Consider the following 18,649-nt stretch of genomic DNA (forward strand, 5'->3'; position numbering starts at 1 on the left):
GAGGATGTTCACGGAAGGGATTCCCTCGAAGTCGTACTCAGTTCAACTGATGTTGGCGCAGGGGCGGGACGGTGATCGGGCCAACAACCCGCCCCAGCTGCACCAGGAGTACGTGATGGCCTTCACGCGCAGGGAATTCACCAGACAGTCCGCCCTCACCGGTGCCGGCATCGCCCTCACCGGAACCGTCGCCGCGCTGGCCACCGCACCCGGCGCCCTCGCCGCCGGGGACTCGAAGCACGGCCACGACGACCACGGCCACGGTCACGACGGACACGGGCACAGCCACGAGCCCGGTTACGGTCCGCTGGTGTCCGACCCGAAGGGCATACTCGCGCTGCCCGCCGGCTTCTCGTACAAGATCATCACCCACAGTGGTGTCACGAAGCTGGAGACCGGCGAGTCCACTCCCTCCAACCACGACGGCACGGCCGCCTTCGAGGGTGCCCGCGGCGTGACCCTGCTGGTGAACAACCACGAGCTGAGCGGCACCCGGGCCGGCTGGGAGCACCCGGTCCCGCTCACCGACGGCCTCGTCTACGACCCGGTCGCGGCCGGCGGATGCACCGTCGTGGAGACCCGCCGCGACGGCCGCACCGCCGAATGGGTCGGCATCGCCGGCACCTCCACCAACTGCGCCGGCGGCTCCACCCCGTGGGGCACCTGGCTGACCTGTGAGGAGACCGAGGACAGGGCCGGGAAGAACGGCCTGCTGAAGGACCACGGCTACGTCTTCGAGGTCGACCCGTACGACAAGCGTGCCAACCGCGATCCGCGCCCGATCAAGGCGTTCGGCCGCTACGCCCACGAGGCCGTCGTCATCGACCCCAAGCAGGGCCACGCCTACCTCACCGAGGACGCGTCCGGCCCCAACGGACTGCTCTACCGCTGGGTGCCGCCGCACGGCTTCAAGCACGGCCACGGCAAGCTCCGCACGCTCGCCGACGACGCCGGTGTCCTGCAGGCCACGAAGTGCTTCGACAAGAGCGGAAAGTTCGTCGACGACCTCTCGCGTGCCACGAAGATCGGCACCGTGTACGGCGTGGACTGGGTCGACGTCCCCGACCGCGACGCCAAGACCGTCTCGGTGCGCAAGCAGTTCGGCGACAAGGACGTGACCCGCGCCCGCAAGCTCGAAGGCATGTGGTGGGGCGACGGCGGCGCCTACATCGTCTCCTCGTTCGCCCGCGGCGAGAGCCCCGTTGCGCACGACGGCCAGGTCTGGTTCTACGACCCCAAGCGCCGCACGCTGACGCTGAAGGTCCTTCTCGGTGTCAACGCCGACCCCTCCAAGGACGGCGCCTTCGACGGCCCGGACAACATCACCGTCTCGCCCTACGGCGGTCTGGTCATCGCCGAGGACGGAGAGGGCATCCAGCACCTCTTCGGGGCGACCGAGAGCGGCCGCACGTACCCCATCGCGCGCAACGAGCTGAACGCCGGCACGGAGGCCGAGCCCGCGTACAGCGAGTTCACCGGTGTGACCTTCTCGCCCGACGGCAAGACGCTCTTCGCCAACATCCAGACGCCCGGCATCATGCTGGCCATCACCGGCCCGTGGAAGCGTCACCCGCGTCAGGGGCAGTAGCACGCAGAGGTGAACCCGGACCGGGCCGCGCCGGTGATCCCCGCCGCGCCGGTCCGGCTCCCGTCACCTCGGCCACCACGCCCCGCGGGGAAGCGATAACCGCCACATCAGCGGTGGTCCCGCGGGTGCCGTGGCAAGGGCGGTGCCCTTGCCGCAAGCGGGGAGGGACGGCTCACGCCCCCGGAACCGCTGATTACGAATCCGGCATCAGTGCGGCCCCAGGAGCGGTCGGGCATGGCGTCGGGCGTTTCCAGGGCGCATACTCAAGGTAATGAAACAGTCAGCCGGATCCCGGCGTCACCTGCCTTCCAGTCCCTTCAACCGCCCGGCCCAGGCGGCCCCACCGGTCGAATTGTTCGATGTGGGCGACAGGGTGTCGCATGACCAGTTCGGACTCGGTCGAGTCCTTGCTGTCGAGGGCGACAACGACGCAGTGCTCATCGACTTCTCGGGGCGACAGGGGAGGATCCTGAGCCCGTACTCCAAGCTGACCAAGCTCTGAGAGAAGCGACGAGCACGCGCCGCGTACGCCTGTCTTCTCTCGCCGACCGCCTTCAGGGGCACCCGCAGCCAGCCGGGTGCCCCTGAAGACGTTTGCCTGCGCTCCCGCGGGGGCGGGGCGGCCTACAGGGACTGGGCGGCGGGCTTGACCATGCCGCGGACGGTGCGCGACTTCACGAAGTCGCCCATCGCCGTCATCTCCCACTCGCCGGAGAACTGCTTGATCAGCTTCGCCATCATCACGCCGGTCTGCGGCTCGGCGCCGGTCAGATCGAAGCGGACCAGCTCCTCGCCGGTGGCCGCGTCGAGCAGCCGGCAGTAGGCCTTGGCCACCTCGGTGAACTTCTGGCCGGTGAACGAGTTGACGGTGAACACCAGACCGGTCGCCTCCGGGGGGATCCGGCCCAGGTCGACGACGATCACCTCGTCGTCGCCGGCGCCCTCACCGGTGAGGTTGTCCCCCGAGTGCTTGATGGCGCCGTTCAGGATGGAGAGCTTGCCGAAGTAGCAGCTGTCCAGGTGGTTGCGGTTGGGGCCGTAGGCGATCACCGAGGCGTCGAGGTCGATGTCCTTGCCGCGGAACGCGGGCTCCCAGCCGAGGCCCATCTTGACCTGGGAGAGCAGCGGGCGGCCGCCCTTGACCAGCGACACTGTCTGGTTCTTCTGGAGGCTGACCCGGCCCTTGTCGAGGTTGATCTTGCCGGAGGCGGGGGGCGCGGGGGGCGCCGGAGGCGCCGGGGGTGCGACGGGCGGGGCCGGCGGTGCGGCGATGCGCGGGTCCACCGGGGCGGCGACAGGGGCGGGGGGCGTGACCGTGGCGGGTGCGGTGGGCGCCGCGGTGGGCTCCTCCTCGACCGAGACGCCGAAGTCGGTGGCGATGCCCGCCAGCCCGTTGGCATAGCCCTGGCCGACCGCACGGGCCTTCCAGGCGCCGCCCCGCCGGTAGACCTCGATGACCACGAGCGCGGTCTCGGCGCCCAGCTGGGGCGGGGTGAACGTGGCGAGCGCGCTGCCGTCGTCCGCGTTGCGCACGGTGGCGGTGGGCTCGACGCCCTGGAACGTCTGACCCGCTCCGTCCGGGCTCGCCGTGACGACGATCTTCTCGATGCCGGGCGGCACCGCGGCGGTGTCCACCACGATCGCGTCGGGCGCCGTACCGCCGCCGGAGCGGTACGTCACACCCGGGCCCGCGGGCTGGTTGTAGAAGATGAAGTCGTCGTCGGAGCGCACCTTGCCGTCGGCGGTGAGCAGCAGGCCCGATACGTCGAGCCGCACGGGAGCGGCGACGTCCACCGCCACGCGGGGGGCGGAGAGGGGGATGTTCGAGCCGGGTGTCATAGCGGTCATGCACGGGGTAACGAATGACCCGGCTTTGCCGTTCCCTTACCTTCGGCCGGCTTCGCCCGTACGGCGGCAGCCCGGGCCATGTGCCGGGCTGCCGGCTCAGTACGGCCAGATCGGCGGGTTGGTGCAGAAGTGGCCGCCGAGGTGGGCGTGGTCCGGGTTGTCCGGGTCGAGCTCGCCGTGCTCGGCGATCAGCTTCGCCGCGTACTCCTCCGAGTCGTCCTGCGGCGCGTAGCCGAGGGAACGGGCCGTCGTCAGGTCCCACCACAGGCGGGTGTTGTCCGAGGAGCCGTGGATGACCGTGTGGCCCACGTTCTCGGCGCTGAGCGCGGCGTCGAAGAGCCGGGCCCCGTCGGCGGGGCTCATCCAGACGGACAGCATCCGTACGGACGTGGGCTCGGGGAAGCAGGAGCCGATGCGCACCGAGACGGTCTCCAGACCGTGCCGGTCCCAGTACAACTGGGCGAGGTCCTCGCCGAAGGACTTGGAGAGGCCGTAGAAGGTGTCCGGGCGGCGCGGGGTGTCGATGGGGATGAGCGGGTCGCCGGGCAGCGGCCGGGGGGTGAAGCCGACGGCGTGATTCGAGGACGCGAAGACGATCCGCCGCACGCCCTCCGCGAGGGCGGCCTCGTAGAGGTTGTAGGTGCCCTCGATGTTCGCCCGGAGGATCTTGTCGAAAGAGGCTTCCAGAGAGATGCCCGCAAGGTGGATGATCGCGTCGACGCCGCGCACGGCCTCGCGCAGTGCCTCCTTGTCGCCGAGATCGGCGGTGATCGCGTCCGGCTCGCCCTCGATGGGGAACATGTCGAACAGACGGAGCGCGTAGCCGTGTGCGGGCAGCAGTCCGCGCATCAGGGTGCCGAGACCGCCGGCGGCGCCGGTGAGCAGGACGGTGCGGGGGGCGGGCATACGCGGATCTCCTTGGTACGGGGGCGACTGTGCTCGCCGGGTCCATGGATGGCATTCACATGCGTGGACAAGTTACGGAGCGTGTGTGGTGGCGTCAAGGGTTTGCTCGCCCCGGACCGGGGCGCGGGTTCTTGTCCTCAATCGCCGGACGGGCTTGATTGGTGCGGCTCGCTCCGCGGGGTGCGGTGCGCCTGCGCCGGTGGGTGGGGGTGGGGGCCCTCCGGGGAGACTCCTCAAAAATGGCGTGTGCACCCGACGACGGACAGGTACCCGGGTCGTACGCCATTTTCTGCGGGGACTCCCCTGCACGCCCCCACCCGGTCCCGGCCGCGTCTGCACGCCGGTGGGACGAATGGTGCAGACGCACGGCGGCCGGGTCCGGGGGCGTGCAGGGGAGTCCCCGCAGGACGACGAACAGATACCCGGGTCCGCTACGTACCCGCCGAACGTTCGTCGTTTGAGGAGACGCCCCGGAGGGACCCCGGACCCCCACCCACCGGGGTAAGGCGCATCAGCAACGCGGAGCACCCGCACCACCCAAGCCCGTCCGGCGCTTGAGGACGGAACCCCGCACCACGGGAAGGGGCCACGAAACGGGCCGGGCACCTCACGGGAACATCGGGGCCCGGCTAGGCTCGGAAGGCTGGAAGGTGATCGGGCGGCGAGCAGGAGCGCGGAATGACGACGTTGCCGGGGCGCAGAAGCAGTACGTTCACCCGACTGCTGCGGCACGGTTTCACCGATCCGTCCGCCGCCGAGCGGCTGCTGGATCTGCCGGAACTCTCCTCCGTACGCTCCGACCCGGTCCTCCTCGACGCCCTCGGGGCCACCGCAGACCCCGATCTGGCGCTGCGCGGGGTCGTCCGGCTCGTCGAGGCCGAGGAAGCCGACGAGCGGCAGATCCTGCTGGACACACTTGTCACCGCCAAGCCCCTGCGGGACCGGCTCCTCGGGGTGCTCGGGGCGTCCGAGGCCCTCGGTGACCATCTGGCCCGGCACCCGCGCGACTGGCAGGCCCTCGTCACGTACGAGGCCACCGACCTGCACCCCGGCGTGCCCGAATTCGAAGGTGAACTGGCCGGGGCCGATGATCCGGACTCGCTGCGTGTCGCCTACCGCAGGTGCCTGCTGTCGATAGCGGCACGCGATGTGTGCGGTACGACGGACGTCGCCGAGACCGCCGCCGAGCTGGCCGACCTGGCCACGGCGACGCTCCGGGCCGCGCTCGCCATCGCCCGCACGGCCACGCCCGCCGACGCCGCGCAGTGCCGGCTCGCCGTCATCGCGATGGGCAAATGCGGCGGCCACGAGCTGAACTACGTCTCCGACGTCGACGTCATCTTCGTGGCGGAACCCGCCGACAGCGCCGACGAGAACGCGGCCATGCAGGCCGCGACCCGGCTGGCCGCCCACATGATGCGGATCTGCTCCGACACGACCGTCGAGGGCACCATCTGGCCCGTCGACGCCAACCTCCGGCCCGAAGGCCGCAACGGGCCGCTCGTGCGTACGCTCAGCTCGCACCTCGCCTACTACCAGCGCTGGGCCAAGACCTGGGAGTTCCAGGCACTCCTCAAGGCCCGGCCGGTGGCCGGCGACCCCGAGCTGGGCGCCGAGTACGTCGAGGCCGTCTCGCCGCTCGTCTGGCAGGCCGCCGACCGCGAGAACTTCGTGCCCGACGTACAGAAGATGCGCCGCCGGGTCGTCGACACCATCCCCGCCGACCGGGTCGACCGCGAGATCAAGCTCGGGCCCGGCGGGCTGCGGGACGTCGAGTTCGCCGTCCAGCTGCTTCAGCTCGTGCACGGCCGCAACGACCCCGCCCTGCGCAGCGGATCGACCCTGGAGGCGCTGCGCGCGCTCGCCGAGGGCGGATACGTGGGGCGGGTGGACGCTTCCCAGCTGGACGACGCCTACCGCTTCCTGCGTGCCATGGAGCACCGCATCCAGCTGTACCGGCTGCGCCGCACCCATCTGGTCCCGGTGGACGAGCCGGACCTGCGGCGGCTCGGACGCTCCCTCGGGATGCGTACCGACCCCATCGCCGAGCTGAACCAGGCATGGAAGCGGCACGCCTCCGTGGTGCGGCGGCTGCACGAGAAGCTGTTCTACCGACCGCTGCTCGACGCCGTCGCCCAGCTCGCCCCCGGCGAGTCCCGGCTCAGCGCGAAAGCCGCCGCGCACCGCCTCGAAGCCCTCGGGTACGAGGACCCGGCGGCCGCCCTGCGGCATCTGGAGGCGCTGTCCTCCGGGGTCTCGCGCAAGGCCGCCATCCAGCGCACGCTGCTGCCGGTGCTGCTCGGCTGGTTCGCCGACTCCGCCGACCCGGACGCCGGACTCCTCGGTTTCCGCAAGGTGTCCGACGCGCTCGGCAAGACCCCGTGGTACCTGCGACTCCTGCGGGACGAGGGCGCGGCCGCGGAGAACCTGGCCCGGGTCCTGTCCGCCGGCCGGCTCGCCCCCGACCTGCTGCTGCGCGCCCCCGAGGCGGTCGCGCTGCTCGGAGACCCGCAGGGGCTGAAGCCCCGCAGCCGGGAGCACCTGGAGCAGGAGGTGCTGGCCGCGGTCGGGCGCTCGGAGGACGCGGAGTCGGCCGTGGCGGTGGTGCGCGGGGTGCGGCGGCGCGAGCTGTTCCGTACGACGGCCGCGGACCTCATCGGCTCCTACGGCACCGAGGAGAATCCGGCCGAGCCCGACCCCGGGGCGCTCGTCGACCGGGTCGGCAGCGCCGTCACCGATCTGAACGCTGTCACGATCGCCGGGGCGCTGCGGGCCGCTGTCCGTGCGGAGTGGGGCGACACCCTGCCCACCCGGTTCGCGGTGATCGGCGTGGGCCGCTTCGGCGGCCACGAGCTCGGATACGGCTCCGACGCGGACGTCCTGTTCGTCCACGCACCCCGGGAGGGCGTCGACGAGCAGGAGGCGAGCCGGGCCGCGAACCGGGTGGTCGCCGAGATGCGCCGGCTGCTCCAGCTGCCCACCGCCGACCCGCCGCTGCTCATCGACGCGGATCTGCGCCCCGAGGGCAAGAGCGGGCCTTTGGTGCGCACGCTGAAGTCGTACGAGGCGTACTACCGGCGCTGGTCGCTGGTCTGGGAGAGCCAGGCGCTGCTGCGCGCCGAGCCGATGGCGGGCGACATCGACCTGGGCCGCGACTTCGTCGAGCTCATCGACCCGCTGCGGTATCCGGTGGAGGGGCTGGGGGAGGACGCCGTCCGGGAGATCCGGCGGCTGAAGGCCCGAATGGAGTCCGAGCGGCTGCCGCGCGGCGCGGACCCGACGCTCCACGCGAAACTGGGGCGCGGCGGGCTGAGCGACGTCGAGTGGACCGTCCAGCTGATGCAGATGCAGCACGGCTGGGCGGAGCCGGGGCTGCGCACCACCCGGACGAGGGAGGCGCTGGCCGCGGCGTGCGCGGCCGGGCTGATCCCGGCGGAGGACGCGCAGACGCTGGACGAGGCGTGGGTGCTGGCCTCGCGGGTCCGCAACGCGGTGATGCTGGTGCGTGGGCGGCCGGGCGACACGTTCCCCTCCGGGCCGCGGGAGCTGACCGCGGTGGGGCGGTATCTGGGGTACGAGCCCGGGCATGTAGGGGACATGTTGGACGACTACCGGCGGATCACGCGCAGGGCCCGGGCGGTGGTGGAGGAACGGTTCTACGGGGCGGCGTGAGGAGTCCCTTGCGGGGCCGCCTCAAGCCCCTCCGGCGATTGAGGAGCGGGGCCCGGGGCAGCGCCCCGAAACCCCGGACGCACCCGCAACGGCCCAGCGAAGGGCCCAAGGGCCGCCGGAGGGCCCGACTCCTAGTTGCCGCCCGCCGCCTTCGGGCGTCTCGTCACCGCAGACAGGCGCGGGTGGCGCATCGGTTTCGGGGGGATCAGCTTCGGCAGGTGGTGCGGCAGCGCTCCGTACCAGGCGTACGACACCGCGTAACCGAACGCCAGGCAGGCCATGCCGCCCACCGCGTCCAGCCAGAAGTGGTTCGCCGTCGACACGATCACCATCAGGGTGACCGCCGGGTAGAGCAGGCCCAGGATGCGCGCCCACGGGGCGGAGGCCAGGGCGAAGACGCTCAGGCCGCACCACAGGGACCAGCCGATGTGCATGGACGGCATCGCCGCGTACTGGTTCGACATCTGCTTGAAGTTGCCCGACGCCATCGAACCCCAGGTCTGGTGGACCATGACGGTGTCGATGAAGTTGCCGCCGTTCATCAGCCGGGGCGGCGCCAACGGGTACAGGTAGTAGCCGAGCAGCGCCACCGCCGTGGTCGCGAACAGCGCCAGGCGGGCCGGTGCGTAACGGCCGGGGTGGCGGCGGAAGAGCCACACGAGCACACCGATGGTGACGACGAAGTGCAGGGTCGCGTAGTAGTAGTTCATCGACACGATCAGCCATGTCACCGAGTTGACGGCGTGGTTGACGGACTGCTCCACGGCGATGCCGAGGAACCGCTCGACCGACCAGAGCCAGTCGGCGTTGGACAGGGCCGCGGTCTTCTGTTCGGGGACGGCGTTGCGCACCAGCGAGTACAGCCAGTAACTGACCGCGATCAGGAGGACTTCGAACCAGATGCGTGGCCGCCTGGGCGACCGTGGGGCGCGCAGTCCTGCCAGGCCCCGGTCGAGCAGTCTGCTGATCCGGGTCGCGTCGCCGTTCTGCTTCGTATTCGCCTCGGGAGCCGCCTCGTTCACGATGGGTGACGGGGTGGCCTCCGTACGGCCTTCCTGTCGTTTCACGCTCAATTCACCCATAGGCATAGAGTCTGCCAGATTTGCCGCCTCCGCCTGATGATCCTCCGGTCGGAAGCGGGTTGCTCGTCCTGCGGGCTACGAACGCGCGTGGGATCCTGGAACGGCCGGGGCGCCGGAGGGCGCGTCGGGGCCGGGTCCTGCGGCTGTCGAGCCGCGCACGACGAGTTCCGGCATGAAGACGAACTCGCTGTGCGGGGCGGGTGTGCCGCCGATCTCCTCCAGGAGCGTGCGCACAGCGGCCTGACCCATCGCCGTCACCGGCTGCCGGATCGTCGTCAGCGGCGGATCGGTGAACGCTATGAGCGGTGAGTCGTCGTAGCCGACCACCGAGAGGTCGCGCGGTACGTCCCGGGAGAGCCGGCGGGCGGCACGGATCGCACCGAGCGCCATCATGTCGCTCGCGCACACCACCGCGGTGCAGCCCCGCTCCATCAGTGCCGAGGCGGCCGCCTGGCCGCCCTCCAGCGTGTACAGGGAGTGCTGGATCAGCGCCTCGACCTGGTCCGCCGTCAGGTTCAACTGCTCCTGCATCGTGGCGTGGAAGCCCTCGATCTTGCGGAGCACGGGAACGAAGCGCTTCGGGCCGACCGCCAGGCCGATGCGGGTGTGGCCCAGCGACACCAGGTGCGTCACCGCGAGCCGCATGGCGGCCCGGTCGTCCGGTGAGATGAACGGCGCCTGCACCTTGGGGGAAAAGCCGTTGACCAGGACGAAAGGGACGCCCTGGGCGCGCAGTTGTTCGTAGCGCTGCATGTCGGCCGAGGTGTCGGCGTGCAGCCCGGAGACGAAGATGATGCCCGAGACGCCCCGGTCCACCAGCATCTCCGTGAGCTCGTCCTCGGTGGAGCCGCCGGGCGTCTGGGTCGCCAGCACCGGGGTGTAGCCCTGCCGCGTCAGCGCCTGGCCGATGACCTGGGCGAGCGCGGGGAAGATGGGGTTCTCCAGCTCGGGCGTGATCAGGCCGACCAGGCCGGCGCTGCGCCGGCGCAGCCGGACGGGTCGTTCGTAGCCGAGGACGTCGAGCGCCGCAAGGACGGATTCACGGGTGGTCGCGGCAACACCGGGCTTGCCGTTCAGTACGCGGCTGACCGTCGCTTCGCTGACCCCCGCCTGAGCTGCGATATCGGCAAGCCGTGCGGTCATGGGACTGGACTGTACCGGGCACGGGTCGGATTGCCCACCATGCACAGGAATCGGGCGACAGCTCCCGCGCGGGCCCTTGTGCGCGCGGGCCGGAGCAAGCGCCCCCATCAGCCGACGGCAACGTCTTGCAAGGTCTTGCGGGGCAGGTTTGCCGGTTGCGATCAGATCGTCGCACTGCGGAATCAGCCGTGGTCGCCCCGCTACTGCCAGGGATCGGGTGCTCCCGTCAAGAGGCTTGACGGCAACCTTGAGGACACGCGAATGTAACGATCACCGGAGCTTGCAGAAATCTTCCGCAAACTCTTTCGGCCGTCTTTCATCCTTGTTACGTTCACGTCGACCCGGCGCCGCGACGGAGCGGTACGGCAGTTGAAGGAGTTCAGATGCGACGTGGCATAACGGCCACCGCCCTGGTCGCGGCCCTGGCGCTCGCGGCGACCGCCTGCGGCAGTGACGACGACAGTTCCGACGGCACCTCCAAGAGCTCGGGCGAGCTCTCGGGCACCGTGACGTGGTGGGACACCTCCACCGCGGGCAGCGAGGACAAGGTCTTCAAGAAGCTGGCCGAGGGCTTCGAGAAGGAGCACCCGAAGGTCGACGTCAAGTACGTCAACGTGCCTTTCGGTGACGCTCAGAACAAGTTCAAGAACGCGGCCCAGGCCGGCTCCGGCGCCCCCGACGTGATCCGCTCCGAGGTCGCCTGGACCCCCGAGTTCGCCGACCTCGGCTACCTCGCCCCGCTGGACGGCACCGCCGCCCTGGTGAAGCAGGACGACTTCCTGAAGCAGGCCGCCGCGTCCACCAAGTACAACGACAAGACGTACGCGGTGCCGCAGGTCATCGACTCCCTGGGCATCTTCTACAACAAGAAGATGTTCAAGGCGGCCGGCGTCGAGGTCCCGAAGACGATCGACGAGCTGAAGACCGTCTCGAAGAAGATCAAGGAAAAGACCGGCAAGACCGGCTTCTACCTGCGCGGCGACGACGCGTACTGGTTCCTGCCCTTCCTGTACGGCGAGGGCGGCGACATGGTCGCCGCCGCCGACAAGTCCGTCACCATCGACAACGCCGCCGGCGTCAAGGCCATGAAGGTCGTCAAGGACCTCGTCGACTCCGGTGCCGCGAAGACCGACGCGACGGACGGCTGGGAGAACATGCAGTCGTCCTTCAAGGACGGCGATGTCGCGATGATGATCAACGGCCCGTGGGCCATGGCCGACACGTACACCGGCAAGGAGTTCAAGGACAAGGCGAACCTGGGCGTCGCCCCGGTCCCGGCCGGCTCCGTCGCGCAGGGCGCCCCGCAGGGCGGCCACAACCTGGCCGTCTACGCCGGTTCCAAGAACCTCGACGCCTCGTACGCCTTCGTCGACTACATGACCTCCGTCAAGACGCAGGCCCAGGTCACCAAGGAGCTCAACCTCCTGCCGACCCGCACCTCGGCCTACGCCGAGGAGTCCGTCGTCGACAACGAGATCGTCGGCTTCTTCAAGCCGGTCGTCGAGAGCGCCGTCGAGCGCCCCTGGATCCCGGAGACCGGCAGCCTCTTCGCCCCGCTCGTCACCGAGTACACGAAGGTCCTCACCGGCCAGACCTCCCCGGAGAAGGCGGTCAAGACGACCGGCAACTCCTACCGCAAGCTCCTCAAGGGCTGGAAGTAACACAGGAAGGCAGGCCGACTGATGGCTGTCCACACCAGCCAGTCGGTGGCGAAGGCCGCGGGCGACGACGTCGCCCGCGGCCGGAGCCGCGGTACTGGTAACCCCCCGCCGCCGAGCAGGCTCCGGCGGGCCCTGTCGACGCACTGGTACGCCTGGACGATGGTGGCCCCGGTCGTCGTCGTGATCGGCGTGATCATCGGGTACCCGCTGGTCCGCGGCGTCTACCTGTCGCTGACCGACGCCAACGAGCGCAACGTCGCGCGGTCCATCGGTGTCAACCACATGCCCGCCACCTACGAGTTCGTGGGCCTGGACAACTACGCCGACGCGCTCACCGGTGACCAGTTCCTCGGCACACTCGGGTGGACCCTGGTGTGGACGGTCTCCTGCGTGGCCATCACCTTCGGCCTCGGCATGGCGCTCGCCAACATTCTCAACCGCAGGATCGCCGGACGCTCCGCCTACCGGATGGCACTCATCCTCCCGTGGGCCATCCCCGGCTTCGTCTCCGTCTTCGCCTGGCGCTTCCTCTACAACGAGGACCGCGGGCTGCTCAACAAGATCCTCTCCGGCGGCGGCTTCGACGGCATCGCCTGGCTCGACGACCCCAACTGGGCGAAGATCGCTGTCATCGCCGTCAACGTGTGGCTCGGCGTGCCCTTCATGATGGTCGCCCTCCTCGGCGGGCTCCAGTCCATCCCCAGCGAGCACTACGAAGCCGCGGAGATGGACGGCGCCACCGCCTGGCAGCGCTTCCGTCACATCACGCTGCCCGGACTGCGCCCCGTCTCCACGACGGTGATCCTCCTCTCCACCATCTGGACCTTCAACATGTTCCCGGTGATCTTCCTGCTGACCCGCGGCGGACCCGGCGACGCCACCCAGATCCTGGTGACACAGGCGTACAAGTTCTCCTTCGAGATCAGCCCGCGCGACTTCGCGCAGTCCTCCACCTGGGGCGTGCTGATCCTCGTACTCCTGTTGCTCTTCGCCGCCGTGTACCGGCGAGTCCTCCGCACCCAGGGAGACGACTGGTGACCACCACCGCACCCACCACCGCCGCGCGGCACTCCGCGCCCAAGGTCCGGCCGCGCGGGGAACGTTCACCGCTGGCCTCCACGGCACTGCACCTGACGCTGATCGTCGCGTCCGTGATCGCGGTCTTCCCCGTGCTCTGGGTCCTGCTCACCTCGCTGAAGCCCGCCGCGTTCGCGACGACCACGGACTTCTTCAAGGAGACCACGTTCGAGAACTACACGAACCTGCTCCAGAACACGAAGTTCCTGACCTGGTTCGGCAATTCGGTCGTCGTCGCGGGGCTCACCACTCTGATCGGCGTGATCGTCTCCGCCTCCACCGGCTATGCCGTCAGCCGCTTCCGCTTCCCCGGCAAGCGCGGACTGATGTGGACGCTGCTGATCACCCAGATGTTCCCGGTCGCCGTCCTCATCGTGCCGATCTACAACATCATGGCGGGCATGGGGCTGCTGAATAAGCCGGCCGGTCTGGTCATCACCTACCTCACCATCTCGGTGCCGTTCTGCGCCTGGATGATGAAGGGCTTCTTCGACACCATCCCGCGCGAGATCGACGAGTCGGGTCAGGTCGACGGCCTCACCCCGTTCGGCACGTTCTGGCGGCTCATCCTGCCGCTGGCCAAGCCCGGCCTCGCCGTCACCGCGTTCTACTCCTTCATCACCGCCTGGGGCGAGGTGGCGTACGCCTCCGCGTTCATGGTCGGCGAGGACAACCTCACGCTCGCGGGCGGACTGCAGCTGTTCGTCAACCAGTACGGGGCTCAGTGGGGTCCGATGACCGCCGCGTCCGTGCTCATCGCGATACCCGCGGCCCTGGTCTTCCTGTTCGCGCAGAAGCACCTCGTCACCGGCATGTCCGCCGGAGCCGTCAAGGGCTGAGGCTGCACGGCCGTACGACCCGCACGCACCAGTCACGGTGGCGCCGGCATCCCGACCCGGTCCCGGCGCCACTCCCCACCCAGACACCCCAGGGACGACATGACCCAGCACCTCGCTGCCCCCTCCACCGGCACGTCCGACGACGCCCCGGGCCACCGCACCGGCTGGTGGCAGGACGCGGTGATCTACCAGGTCTATCCGCGCAGTTTCGCCGACGGCAACGGCGACGGCATGGGCGATCTCGCAGGCGTCACCGCCCGGCTCCCGTACCTCAGGGACCTCGGCGTCGACGCCGTGTGGCTCAGCCCCTTCTACGCCTCCCCGCAGGCAGACGCGGGCTACGACGTCGCCGACTACCGGGCCATCGACCCCATGTTCGGCACCCTGCTGGACGCCGACGCCCTGATCCGGGATGCCCACGACCTGGGCCTGCGGATCATCGTCGACCTGGTGCCCAACCACTCCTCCGACCAGCACGAGTGGTTCAAGCGCGCGCTCGCCGAGGGCCCCGGCTCCGCGCTGCGCGAGCGCTACCACTTCCGCCCCGGCAAGGGCGCCGACGGCGAACTCCCGCCCAACGACTGGGAGTCCATCTTCGGCGGCCCGGCCTGGACCCGGACCACCGACGCGGACGGCACGCCCGGCGAGTGGTACCTGCACCTCTTCGCGCCCGAGCAGCCCGACTTCAACTGGGAACACCCGGCCGTCGCTGACGAGTTCCGCTCGATCCTGCGCTTCTGGCTCGACATGGGCGTCGACGGCTTCCGGGTCGACGTCGCACACGGCCTCGTCAAGGCCGAGGGGCTGCCCGACCTGGGCACGCACGACCAGTTGAAGCTGCTGGGCAACGATGTCATGCCGTTCTTCGACCAGGACGGTGTGCACGAGATCTACCGCAGCTGGCGCACCATCCTCGACGAGTACCCCGGGGACCGCATCGCCGTGGCAGAGGCATGGACCCCGACCGTCGAGCGCACCGCCAACTACGTGCGCCCCGACGAGATGCACCAGGCCTTCAACTTCCAGTACCTGGCGACCGCCTGGGACGCCGCCGAGCTGCGCGCCGTCATCGACACCTCGCTGAACGCCATGCGCCCGGTCGGCGCCCCCACCACCTGGGTGCTCTCCAACCACGACGTCACCCGGCACGCCACCCGGTTCGCCAACCCGGCCGGCCTCGGCACCCAGATCCGTACCGCGGGCGACCGCGAGCTGGGTCTGCGCCGGGCTCGCGCGGCCAGCCTGCTGATGCTGGCGCTGCCCGGCTCCGCCTACGTCTACCAGGGCGAGGAGCTCGGCCTGCCCGACGTCACCGACCTGCCCGACGAGGCCCGCCAGGACCCGTCGTTCTTCCGGGCCGAGGGCCAGGACGGCTTCCGCGACGGCTGCCGCGTGCCGATCCCATGGACCCGTGAGGGCAGCTCGTACGGCTTCGGCGACGGCGGCAGCTGGCTGCCGCAGCCCGCCGGCTGGGGCGAGCTGAGCATCGAGGCCCAGACCGGCGCGGCCGGCTCCACCCTGGAGCTGTACCGGGCCGCGATCGCCGCCCGCCGGGTGCACCCCGGGCTCGGCGCCGGCACCGCGGTGGAGTGGCTGGACGCCCCCGAGGGCCTGCTGGTCTTCGCGCGTCCCGGCTTCGTCTGCACCGTCAACACCACGGGCGCCCCGGTCCGCATCCCCGTACGCGGCAGCGTCCTGCTGTCCAGCACCCCGGTCCACGCCGACGGCGCCGAGATCGAGCTGCCGGCGGACACCACGGTGTGGTGGACGGTGTGAGTGTTCCCCTGCCGCGAGGCCCCGGCACGGGCGGCGCGCTGAGACTGTCGGACATCGCCGGCCAGGCGTCCGTCAGCGAGGCGACCGTCAGCCGGGTGCTCAACGGCAAGCCGGGCGTCGCGGACACCACGCGTCAGCGGGTGCTCGCAGCGCTCGACATCCTCGGCTACGAACGTCCCGTACGGCTGCGGCAGCGCAGCGCCGGGCTGATCGGACTGGTGACGCCCGAGCTCACCAACCCGATCTTCCCGGCGTTCGCGCAGTCCGTGGAGCAGGTCCTGGCGGGCCACGGCTACACGCCGGTGCTCTGCACCCAGCTGCCCGGCGGCGCCACCGAGGACGAGCTCGTCGAGCAGCTCGTCGAACGCGGCGTCGGCGGCATCGTGTTCCTCTCGGGACTGCACGCCGACACCTCGGCCGACCCGGCGCGCTATGCCGCGCTGACCGACCGTGGCGTGCCGTTCGTCCTGATCAACGGCTACAACGAGCGGATCAGCGCCCCGTTCGTCTCGCCCGATGACAACGCTGCCGTGCGGATGGCCGTGGGGCACCTCGCCGAACTCGGCCACCGCCGGGTCGGTCTGGCCATCGGACCGCAGCGCTATGTGCCCTCCCGCCGCAAACGGGACGGGTTCGTGGACGCGGCGGTGTCGCTGCTGGGCCTGGACCGTGCCGACGCCGAAACCCTGGTCTGCTCCACGCTGTTCAGCGTCGAGGGCGGTCAGGTGGCGGCCGGTGCGCTGCTCGACCAAGGCTGCACGGGCATCGTCTGCGGCAGCGACCTGATGGCGCTGGGCGTGGTGCGTGCTGCCCGGGACCGGGGGCTCGACGTGCCGCGCGACGTGTCCGTGGTCGGCTTCGACGACTCGCAGCTCATCGCGTTCACCGACCCGCCGCTGACCACGGTGCGCCAGCCCGTGCAGGCGATGGCGGCGGCCGCGGTGGGCGCGCTGCTGGAGGAGATCGGCGGAAGTCCCGTACAGCGCACGGAGTACGTCTTCCAGCCGGAGCTGGTGGTACGGGGGTCCACGGCGGCGCTCCGCAGCGCCTGAACGGGCGAGGGGAACAGGGCCGGGTCCGGAGGGGGGACCCGGCCCCGTTCCGCGTGCCGCTCAGCTCTGCCCGTCGCCCTCCTCGAAGAGGCGCACGGTGCCGAGGATCTGGCGGATCGTGGTGTCGGACACCTCGTCGGGCACCCCGTGCGCCCCGACGTAGGTCCACGACACGAAGTCACCCGCCGCGTTCTTGAAGGCGAACGTCACCGCCTTGCCGGCGCTGTCGCACTTCCCCTTCTTCGGTGTCCCGGACGACGTGACGGTCACGAGGCTGCCCTCGACGCCCGCCTTCGTCCGGTACGACTCGGGCTCACTGATCGTGAGACCGGAGGTGTCGGGCTGGGTGTAGGCGCCGTAGACCCAGTTCTTCGCGGTGTCCGCGGCGGCCTCGGCGGCGCTCTTCGAGCCCTTCTCGCCGGTGGTGCCCGTCGAGGCGAGCGCGGTGTTCTCCGCGTCGCCGTTCTTGTTGTCGTCGGACGTGCACCACTTCTCCTTGAGGACGGCCGGGGCCATCATCGCGACCAGCGGTTTCTCCTCGGGGTCGTCGTCCTTCGCGACGTAGCTGACCCAGCTCGCGGACTGGCGCGTCCAGGAGGCGGGCACGTCGAAGGTGATGCCGCGCTTGGCGTTGACCACCGTGTTCCAGCCGGGGACGAGCGGGCCCGAGCCGCCTCCGGCCGCCGACCGGTCCGTGCCGTCGGGGCTCGCCGAGGCGGATGCCGAGGACTTCGCGTCGGCCCGGTCCTTCCCGTTGCCGTCGTCGTCGCGGAGTACGAGGAAGCCCGTGACCCCGCAGGCCACGACGACGGCCGCGGAAGCGGCGACGGCGGTGATCGCGGTCCGGTTCCGGGGGCGGCGGGGCGCTTCGGGGGTCGAACTGACGTAGGTGTCCTGCGGGTTCGGCTGTCCGGGAGGCGACTGCTGTCCTTGCCACATGGGCGGTGAGTCTAATCGGCCCCGTCAGACCGTGCGCGGAGCCCTCTGCGCACGTCAGGCCAGCAGTCCGCGGGCGTGTTCACGGGCCTCGCGCAGCCAGGACGCGCGGGTCTCGTCGGAGGAGTCGGTGACCGTCCGGAAGACGACCCGGCGTACGTCGGTGACTCCCACGTACGGCAGGACACATGCCGCCCAGATCCTGTCCAGCGGATCCCCGAACTCGCCCGCCTCCCGTTCGGCGGGAGTGTCGGAGGTGTTCAGGACGAGGGCCCGGCGGGCCTTCAGCAGCCCCTGCGGCTCCCCGTCCGACGTGCCCAGCTTGTAGGCGACGCCGGGCACCATCACGCGCTGCACCCACCCGGTGAGGACGGCGGGCGGCATGCCCCACCAGTTGGGGTGGATGAAGACCAGGGCGTCGAGCGTTGCCACCTCCGCCCGGTGTGTGGCCAGTTGCGCGTCCGGAGTGCCGGCGGCGGACCGGACCGTCTCCGTCTCGTCGGCGGTCAGCCCGGGGGCGAATCCCTCCGCGCAGAGATCGTGCGCCAGTACCTCGCCGCCCCGGTCGCGCAGTTCCCGCACCACGGCGTCGAACACCGCGTGGTTGAAGCTTCCGGGCCGCGGATGGGCGAGGTAGACCCCGGTGCGCACCATGCCATTTCCCCCAAGGACGTCATGCGTGGTCGTCAGCCGCGGGGGCGCGGAGCAGCCCCCGCTCGGTGCCCATCATGCCGGGTGAGGTGCCGCCGGGGGGCAGGGTCTCCGTCACGCACACGAGGGGCACCGGGAGTCGACCCGGATGGGCCGGCGGGGAGTGTGACCCCCGGATGCCCCTCTTGTACGTGACCGGCCCGGCCGGCCGGGCGCGTGGGGCCCGGGCTAACGGGACCCCCGGCCGACCGGACCGGAGTCGGGAGAAACGTAACAGCGTTGCAATGTCTTGCGTAAGACCTTGCAGGAAGGAATCTCCAGTATTTCGTGGATGTGAGCAGCTGATGTCCAAAGGGTTGACCGGAACCTGACGGCCTCGTACGGTCTCCCCGCGGCAAGGTTTGCATTCTTGCAGCAA

General features: G+C 70.4%; 14 protein-coding genes. 8 read left to right on the plus strand and 6 right to left on the minus strand.

All coding sequences use genetic code 11. From position 1 onward, the window contains the following. The first annotated feature begins 115 nt into the window (after positions 1 to 115). Both ACIBJG_RS09555 and ACIBJG_RS09560 read left to right on the plus strand, forming a co-directional pair. Positions 116 to 1,588 (plus strand): alkaline phosphatase PhoX, encoded by a 1,473-nt coding sequence (locus tag ACIBJG_RS09555; RefSeq protein ID WP_399306305.1) that lies wholly within the window; start codon positions 116 to 118, stop codon positions 1,586 to 1,588. Between the two features lie 271 nt (positions 1,589 to 1,859). Further along, a complete protein-coding gene (locus tag ACIBJG_RS09560; protein ID WP_037711258.1) occupies positions 1,860 to 2,090 on the plus strand; it encodes a hypothetical protein in 231 nt (76 codons plus the stop codon). 122 nt (positions 2,091 to 2,212) lie between these two features. Here ACIBJG_RS09560 and ACIBJG_RS09565 read toward each other — a convergent pair whose 3' ends face one another. Further along, entirely contained in the window at positions 2,213 to 3,436 is a 1,224-nt protein-coding gene (locus tag ACIBJG_RS09565) for a TerD family protein (RefSeq protein ID WP_399306088.1), read from the minus strand. 96 nt (positions 3,437 to 3,532) lie between these two features. Beyond that, positions 3,533 to 4,342 carry an NAD-dependent epimerase/dehydratase family protein gene (locus ACIBJG_RS09570; protein ID WP_399306091.1) on the minus strand — a complete coding sequence of 270 codons (810 nt, stop codon included), beginning with the start codon at positions 4,340 to 4,342 and terminating at the stop codon, positions 3,533 to 3,535. Positions 4,343 to 5,020: 678 nt separating this feature from the next. Here ACIBJG_RS09570 and ACIBJG_RS09575 point away from each other — a divergent pair. Further along, positions 5,021 to 8,014, plus strand: a complete 2,994-nt coding sequence (locus ACIBJG_RS09575) for a bifunctional [glutamine synthetase] adenylyltransferase/[glutamine synthetase]-adenylyl-L-tyrosine phosphorylase (protein ID WP_399306094.1) — start codon at positions 5,021 to 5,023, stop codon at positions 8,012 to 8,014. A 131-nt stretch (positions 8,015 to 8,145) separates the two neighbouring features. Here the strand turns inward: ACIBJG_RS09575 and ACIBJG_RS09580 are convergent, their stop codons facing one another. Next, positions 8,146 to 9,036 carry a phosphatase PAP2 family protein gene (locus ACIBJG_RS09580; protein ID WP_399306307.1) on the minus strand — a complete coding sequence of 297 codons (891 nt, stop codon included), beginning with the start codon at positions 9,034 to 9,036 and terminating at the stop codon, positions 8,146 to 8,148. A gap of 135 nt (positions 9,037 to 9,171) precedes the next feature. Then, positions 9,172 to 10,239 (minus strand): LacI family DNA-binding transcriptional regulator, encoded by a 1,068-nt coding sequence (locus ACIBJG_RS09585; RefSeq protein ID WP_399306097.1) that lies wholly within the window; start codon positions 10,237 to 10,239, stop codon positions 9,172 to 9,174. 383 nt (positions 10,240 to 10,622) lie between these two features. Between ACIBJG_RS09585 and ACIBJG_RS09590 the strand changes: the two genes are divergently transcribed. From ACIBJG_RS09590 to ACIBJG_RS09610, 5 genes are all read left to right on the plus strand, one after another. Next, positions 10,623 to 11,900 carry an extracellular solute-binding protein gene (locus ACIBJG_RS09590; RefSeq protein WP_399306100.1) on the plus strand — a complete coding sequence of 426 codons (1,278 nt, stop codon included), beginning with the start codon at positions 10,623 to 10,625 and terminating at the stop codon, positions 11,898 to 11,900. Between the two features lie 21 nt (positions 11,901 to 11,921). Continuing rightward, entirely contained in the window at positions 11,922 to 12,938 is a 1,017-nt protein-coding gene (locus ACIBJG_RS09595; protein ID WP_399306103.1) for a carbohydrate ABC transporter permease, read from the plus strand. After that, positions 12,932 to 13,816: a sugar ABC transporter permease gene (locus ACIBJG_RS09600; protein WP_399306310.1), complete on the plus strand. Its 885-nt coding sequence runs from the start codon at positions 12,932 to 12,934 to the stop codon at positions 13,814 to 13,816. Before ACIBJG_RS09595 ends, ACIBJG_RS09600 begins: the two co-directional genes overlap by 7 nt. 99 nt (positions 13,817 to 13,915) lie before the next feature. Continuing rightward, positions 13,916 to 15,592, plus strand: coding sequence for a glycoside hydrolase family 13 protein (locus ACIBJG_RS09605; protein ID WP_399306106.1), 1,677 nt, complete (start codon positions 13,916 to 13,918; stop codon positions 15,590 to 15,592). Beyond that, positions 15,577 to 16,644 (plus strand): LacI family DNA-binding transcriptional regulator, encoded by a 1,068-nt coding sequence (locus tag ACIBJG_RS09610; RefSeq protein WP_399306109.1) that lies wholly within the window; start codon positions 15,577 to 15,579, stop codon positions 16,642 to 16,644. Before ACIBJG_RS09605 ends, ACIBJG_RS09610 begins: the two co-directional genes overlap by 16 nt. Positions 16,645 to 16,704: 60 nt before the next feature. On the opposite strand, the gene ACIBJG_RS09615 is transcribed toward ACIBJG_RS09610, so the two are convergent. Next, positions 16,705 to 17,583, minus strand: a complete 879-nt coding sequence (locus tag ACIBJG_RS09615; RefSeq protein WP_399306112.1) for a hypothetical protein — start codon at positions 17,581 to 17,583, stop codon at positions 16,705 to 16,707. 54 nt (positions 17,584 to 17,637) lie between these two features. Continuing rightward, entirely contained in the window at positions 17,638 to 18,234 is a 597-nt protein-coding gene (locus ACIBJG_RS09620) for an NAD(P)H-dependent oxidoreductase (protein ID WP_399306115.1), read from the minus strand. Between the last annotated feature and the right edge of the window lie 415 nt (positions 18,235 to 18,649).

It is taken from the genome of Streptomyces sp. NPDC050422 (assembly GCF_044458665.1).
GTDB lineage: Bacteria > Actinomycetota > Actinomycetes > Streptomycetales > Streptomycetaceae > Streptomyces.

Excerpts from the sequence above, each read along its gene's own strand:
- ACIBJG_RS09560 (WP_037711258.1), top strand. The coding sequence starts at position 1,860 with ATGAAACAGTCAGCCGGATCCCGGCGTCACCTGCCTTCCAGTCCCTTC.
- ACIBJG_RS09570 (WP_399306091.1), bottom strand. The coding sequence starts at position 4,342 with ATGCCCGCCCCCCGCACCGTCCTGCTCACCGGCGCCGCCGGCGGTCTC.
- ACIBJG_RS09620 (WP_399306115.1), bottom strand. The coding sequence starts at position 18,234 with ATGGTGCGCACCGGGGTCTACCTCGCCCATCCGCGGCCCGGAAGCTTC.
- ACIBJG_RS09605 (WP_399306106.1), top strand. The coding sequence starts at position 13,916 with ATGACCCAGCACCTCGCTGCCCCCTCCACCGGCACGTCCGACGACGCC.
- ACIBJG_RS09585 (WP_399306097.1), bottom strand. The coding sequence starts at position 10,239 with ATGACCGCACGGCTTGCCGATATCGCAGCTCAGGCGGGGGTCAGCGAA.
- ACIBJG_RS09615 (WP_399306112.1), bottom strand. The coding sequence starts at position 17,583 with ATGTGGCAAGGACAGCAGTCGCCTCCCGGACAGCCGAACCCGCAGGAC.
- ACIBJG_RS09595 (WP_399306103.1), top strand. The coding sequence starts at position 11,922 with ATGGCTGTCCACACCAGCCAGTCGGTGGCGAAGGCCGCGGGCGACGAC.
- ACIBJG_RS09590 (WP_399306100.1), top strand. The coding sequence starts at position 10,623 with ATGCGACGTGGCATAACGGCCACCGCCCTGGTCGCGGCCCTGGCGCTC.
- ACIBJG_RS09565 (WP_399306088.1), bottom strand. The coding sequence starts at position 3,436 with ATGACCGCTATGACACCCGGCTCGAACATCCCCCTCTCCGCCCCCCGC.
- ACIBJG_RS09575 (WP_399306094.1), top strand. The coding sequence starts at position 5,021 with ATGACGACGTTGCCGGGGCGCAGAAGCAGTACGTTCACCCGACTGCTG.
- ACIBJG_RS09555 (WP_399306305.1), top strand. The coding sequence starts at position 116 with ATGGCCTTCACGCGCAGGGAATTCACCAGACAGTCCGCCCTCACCGGT.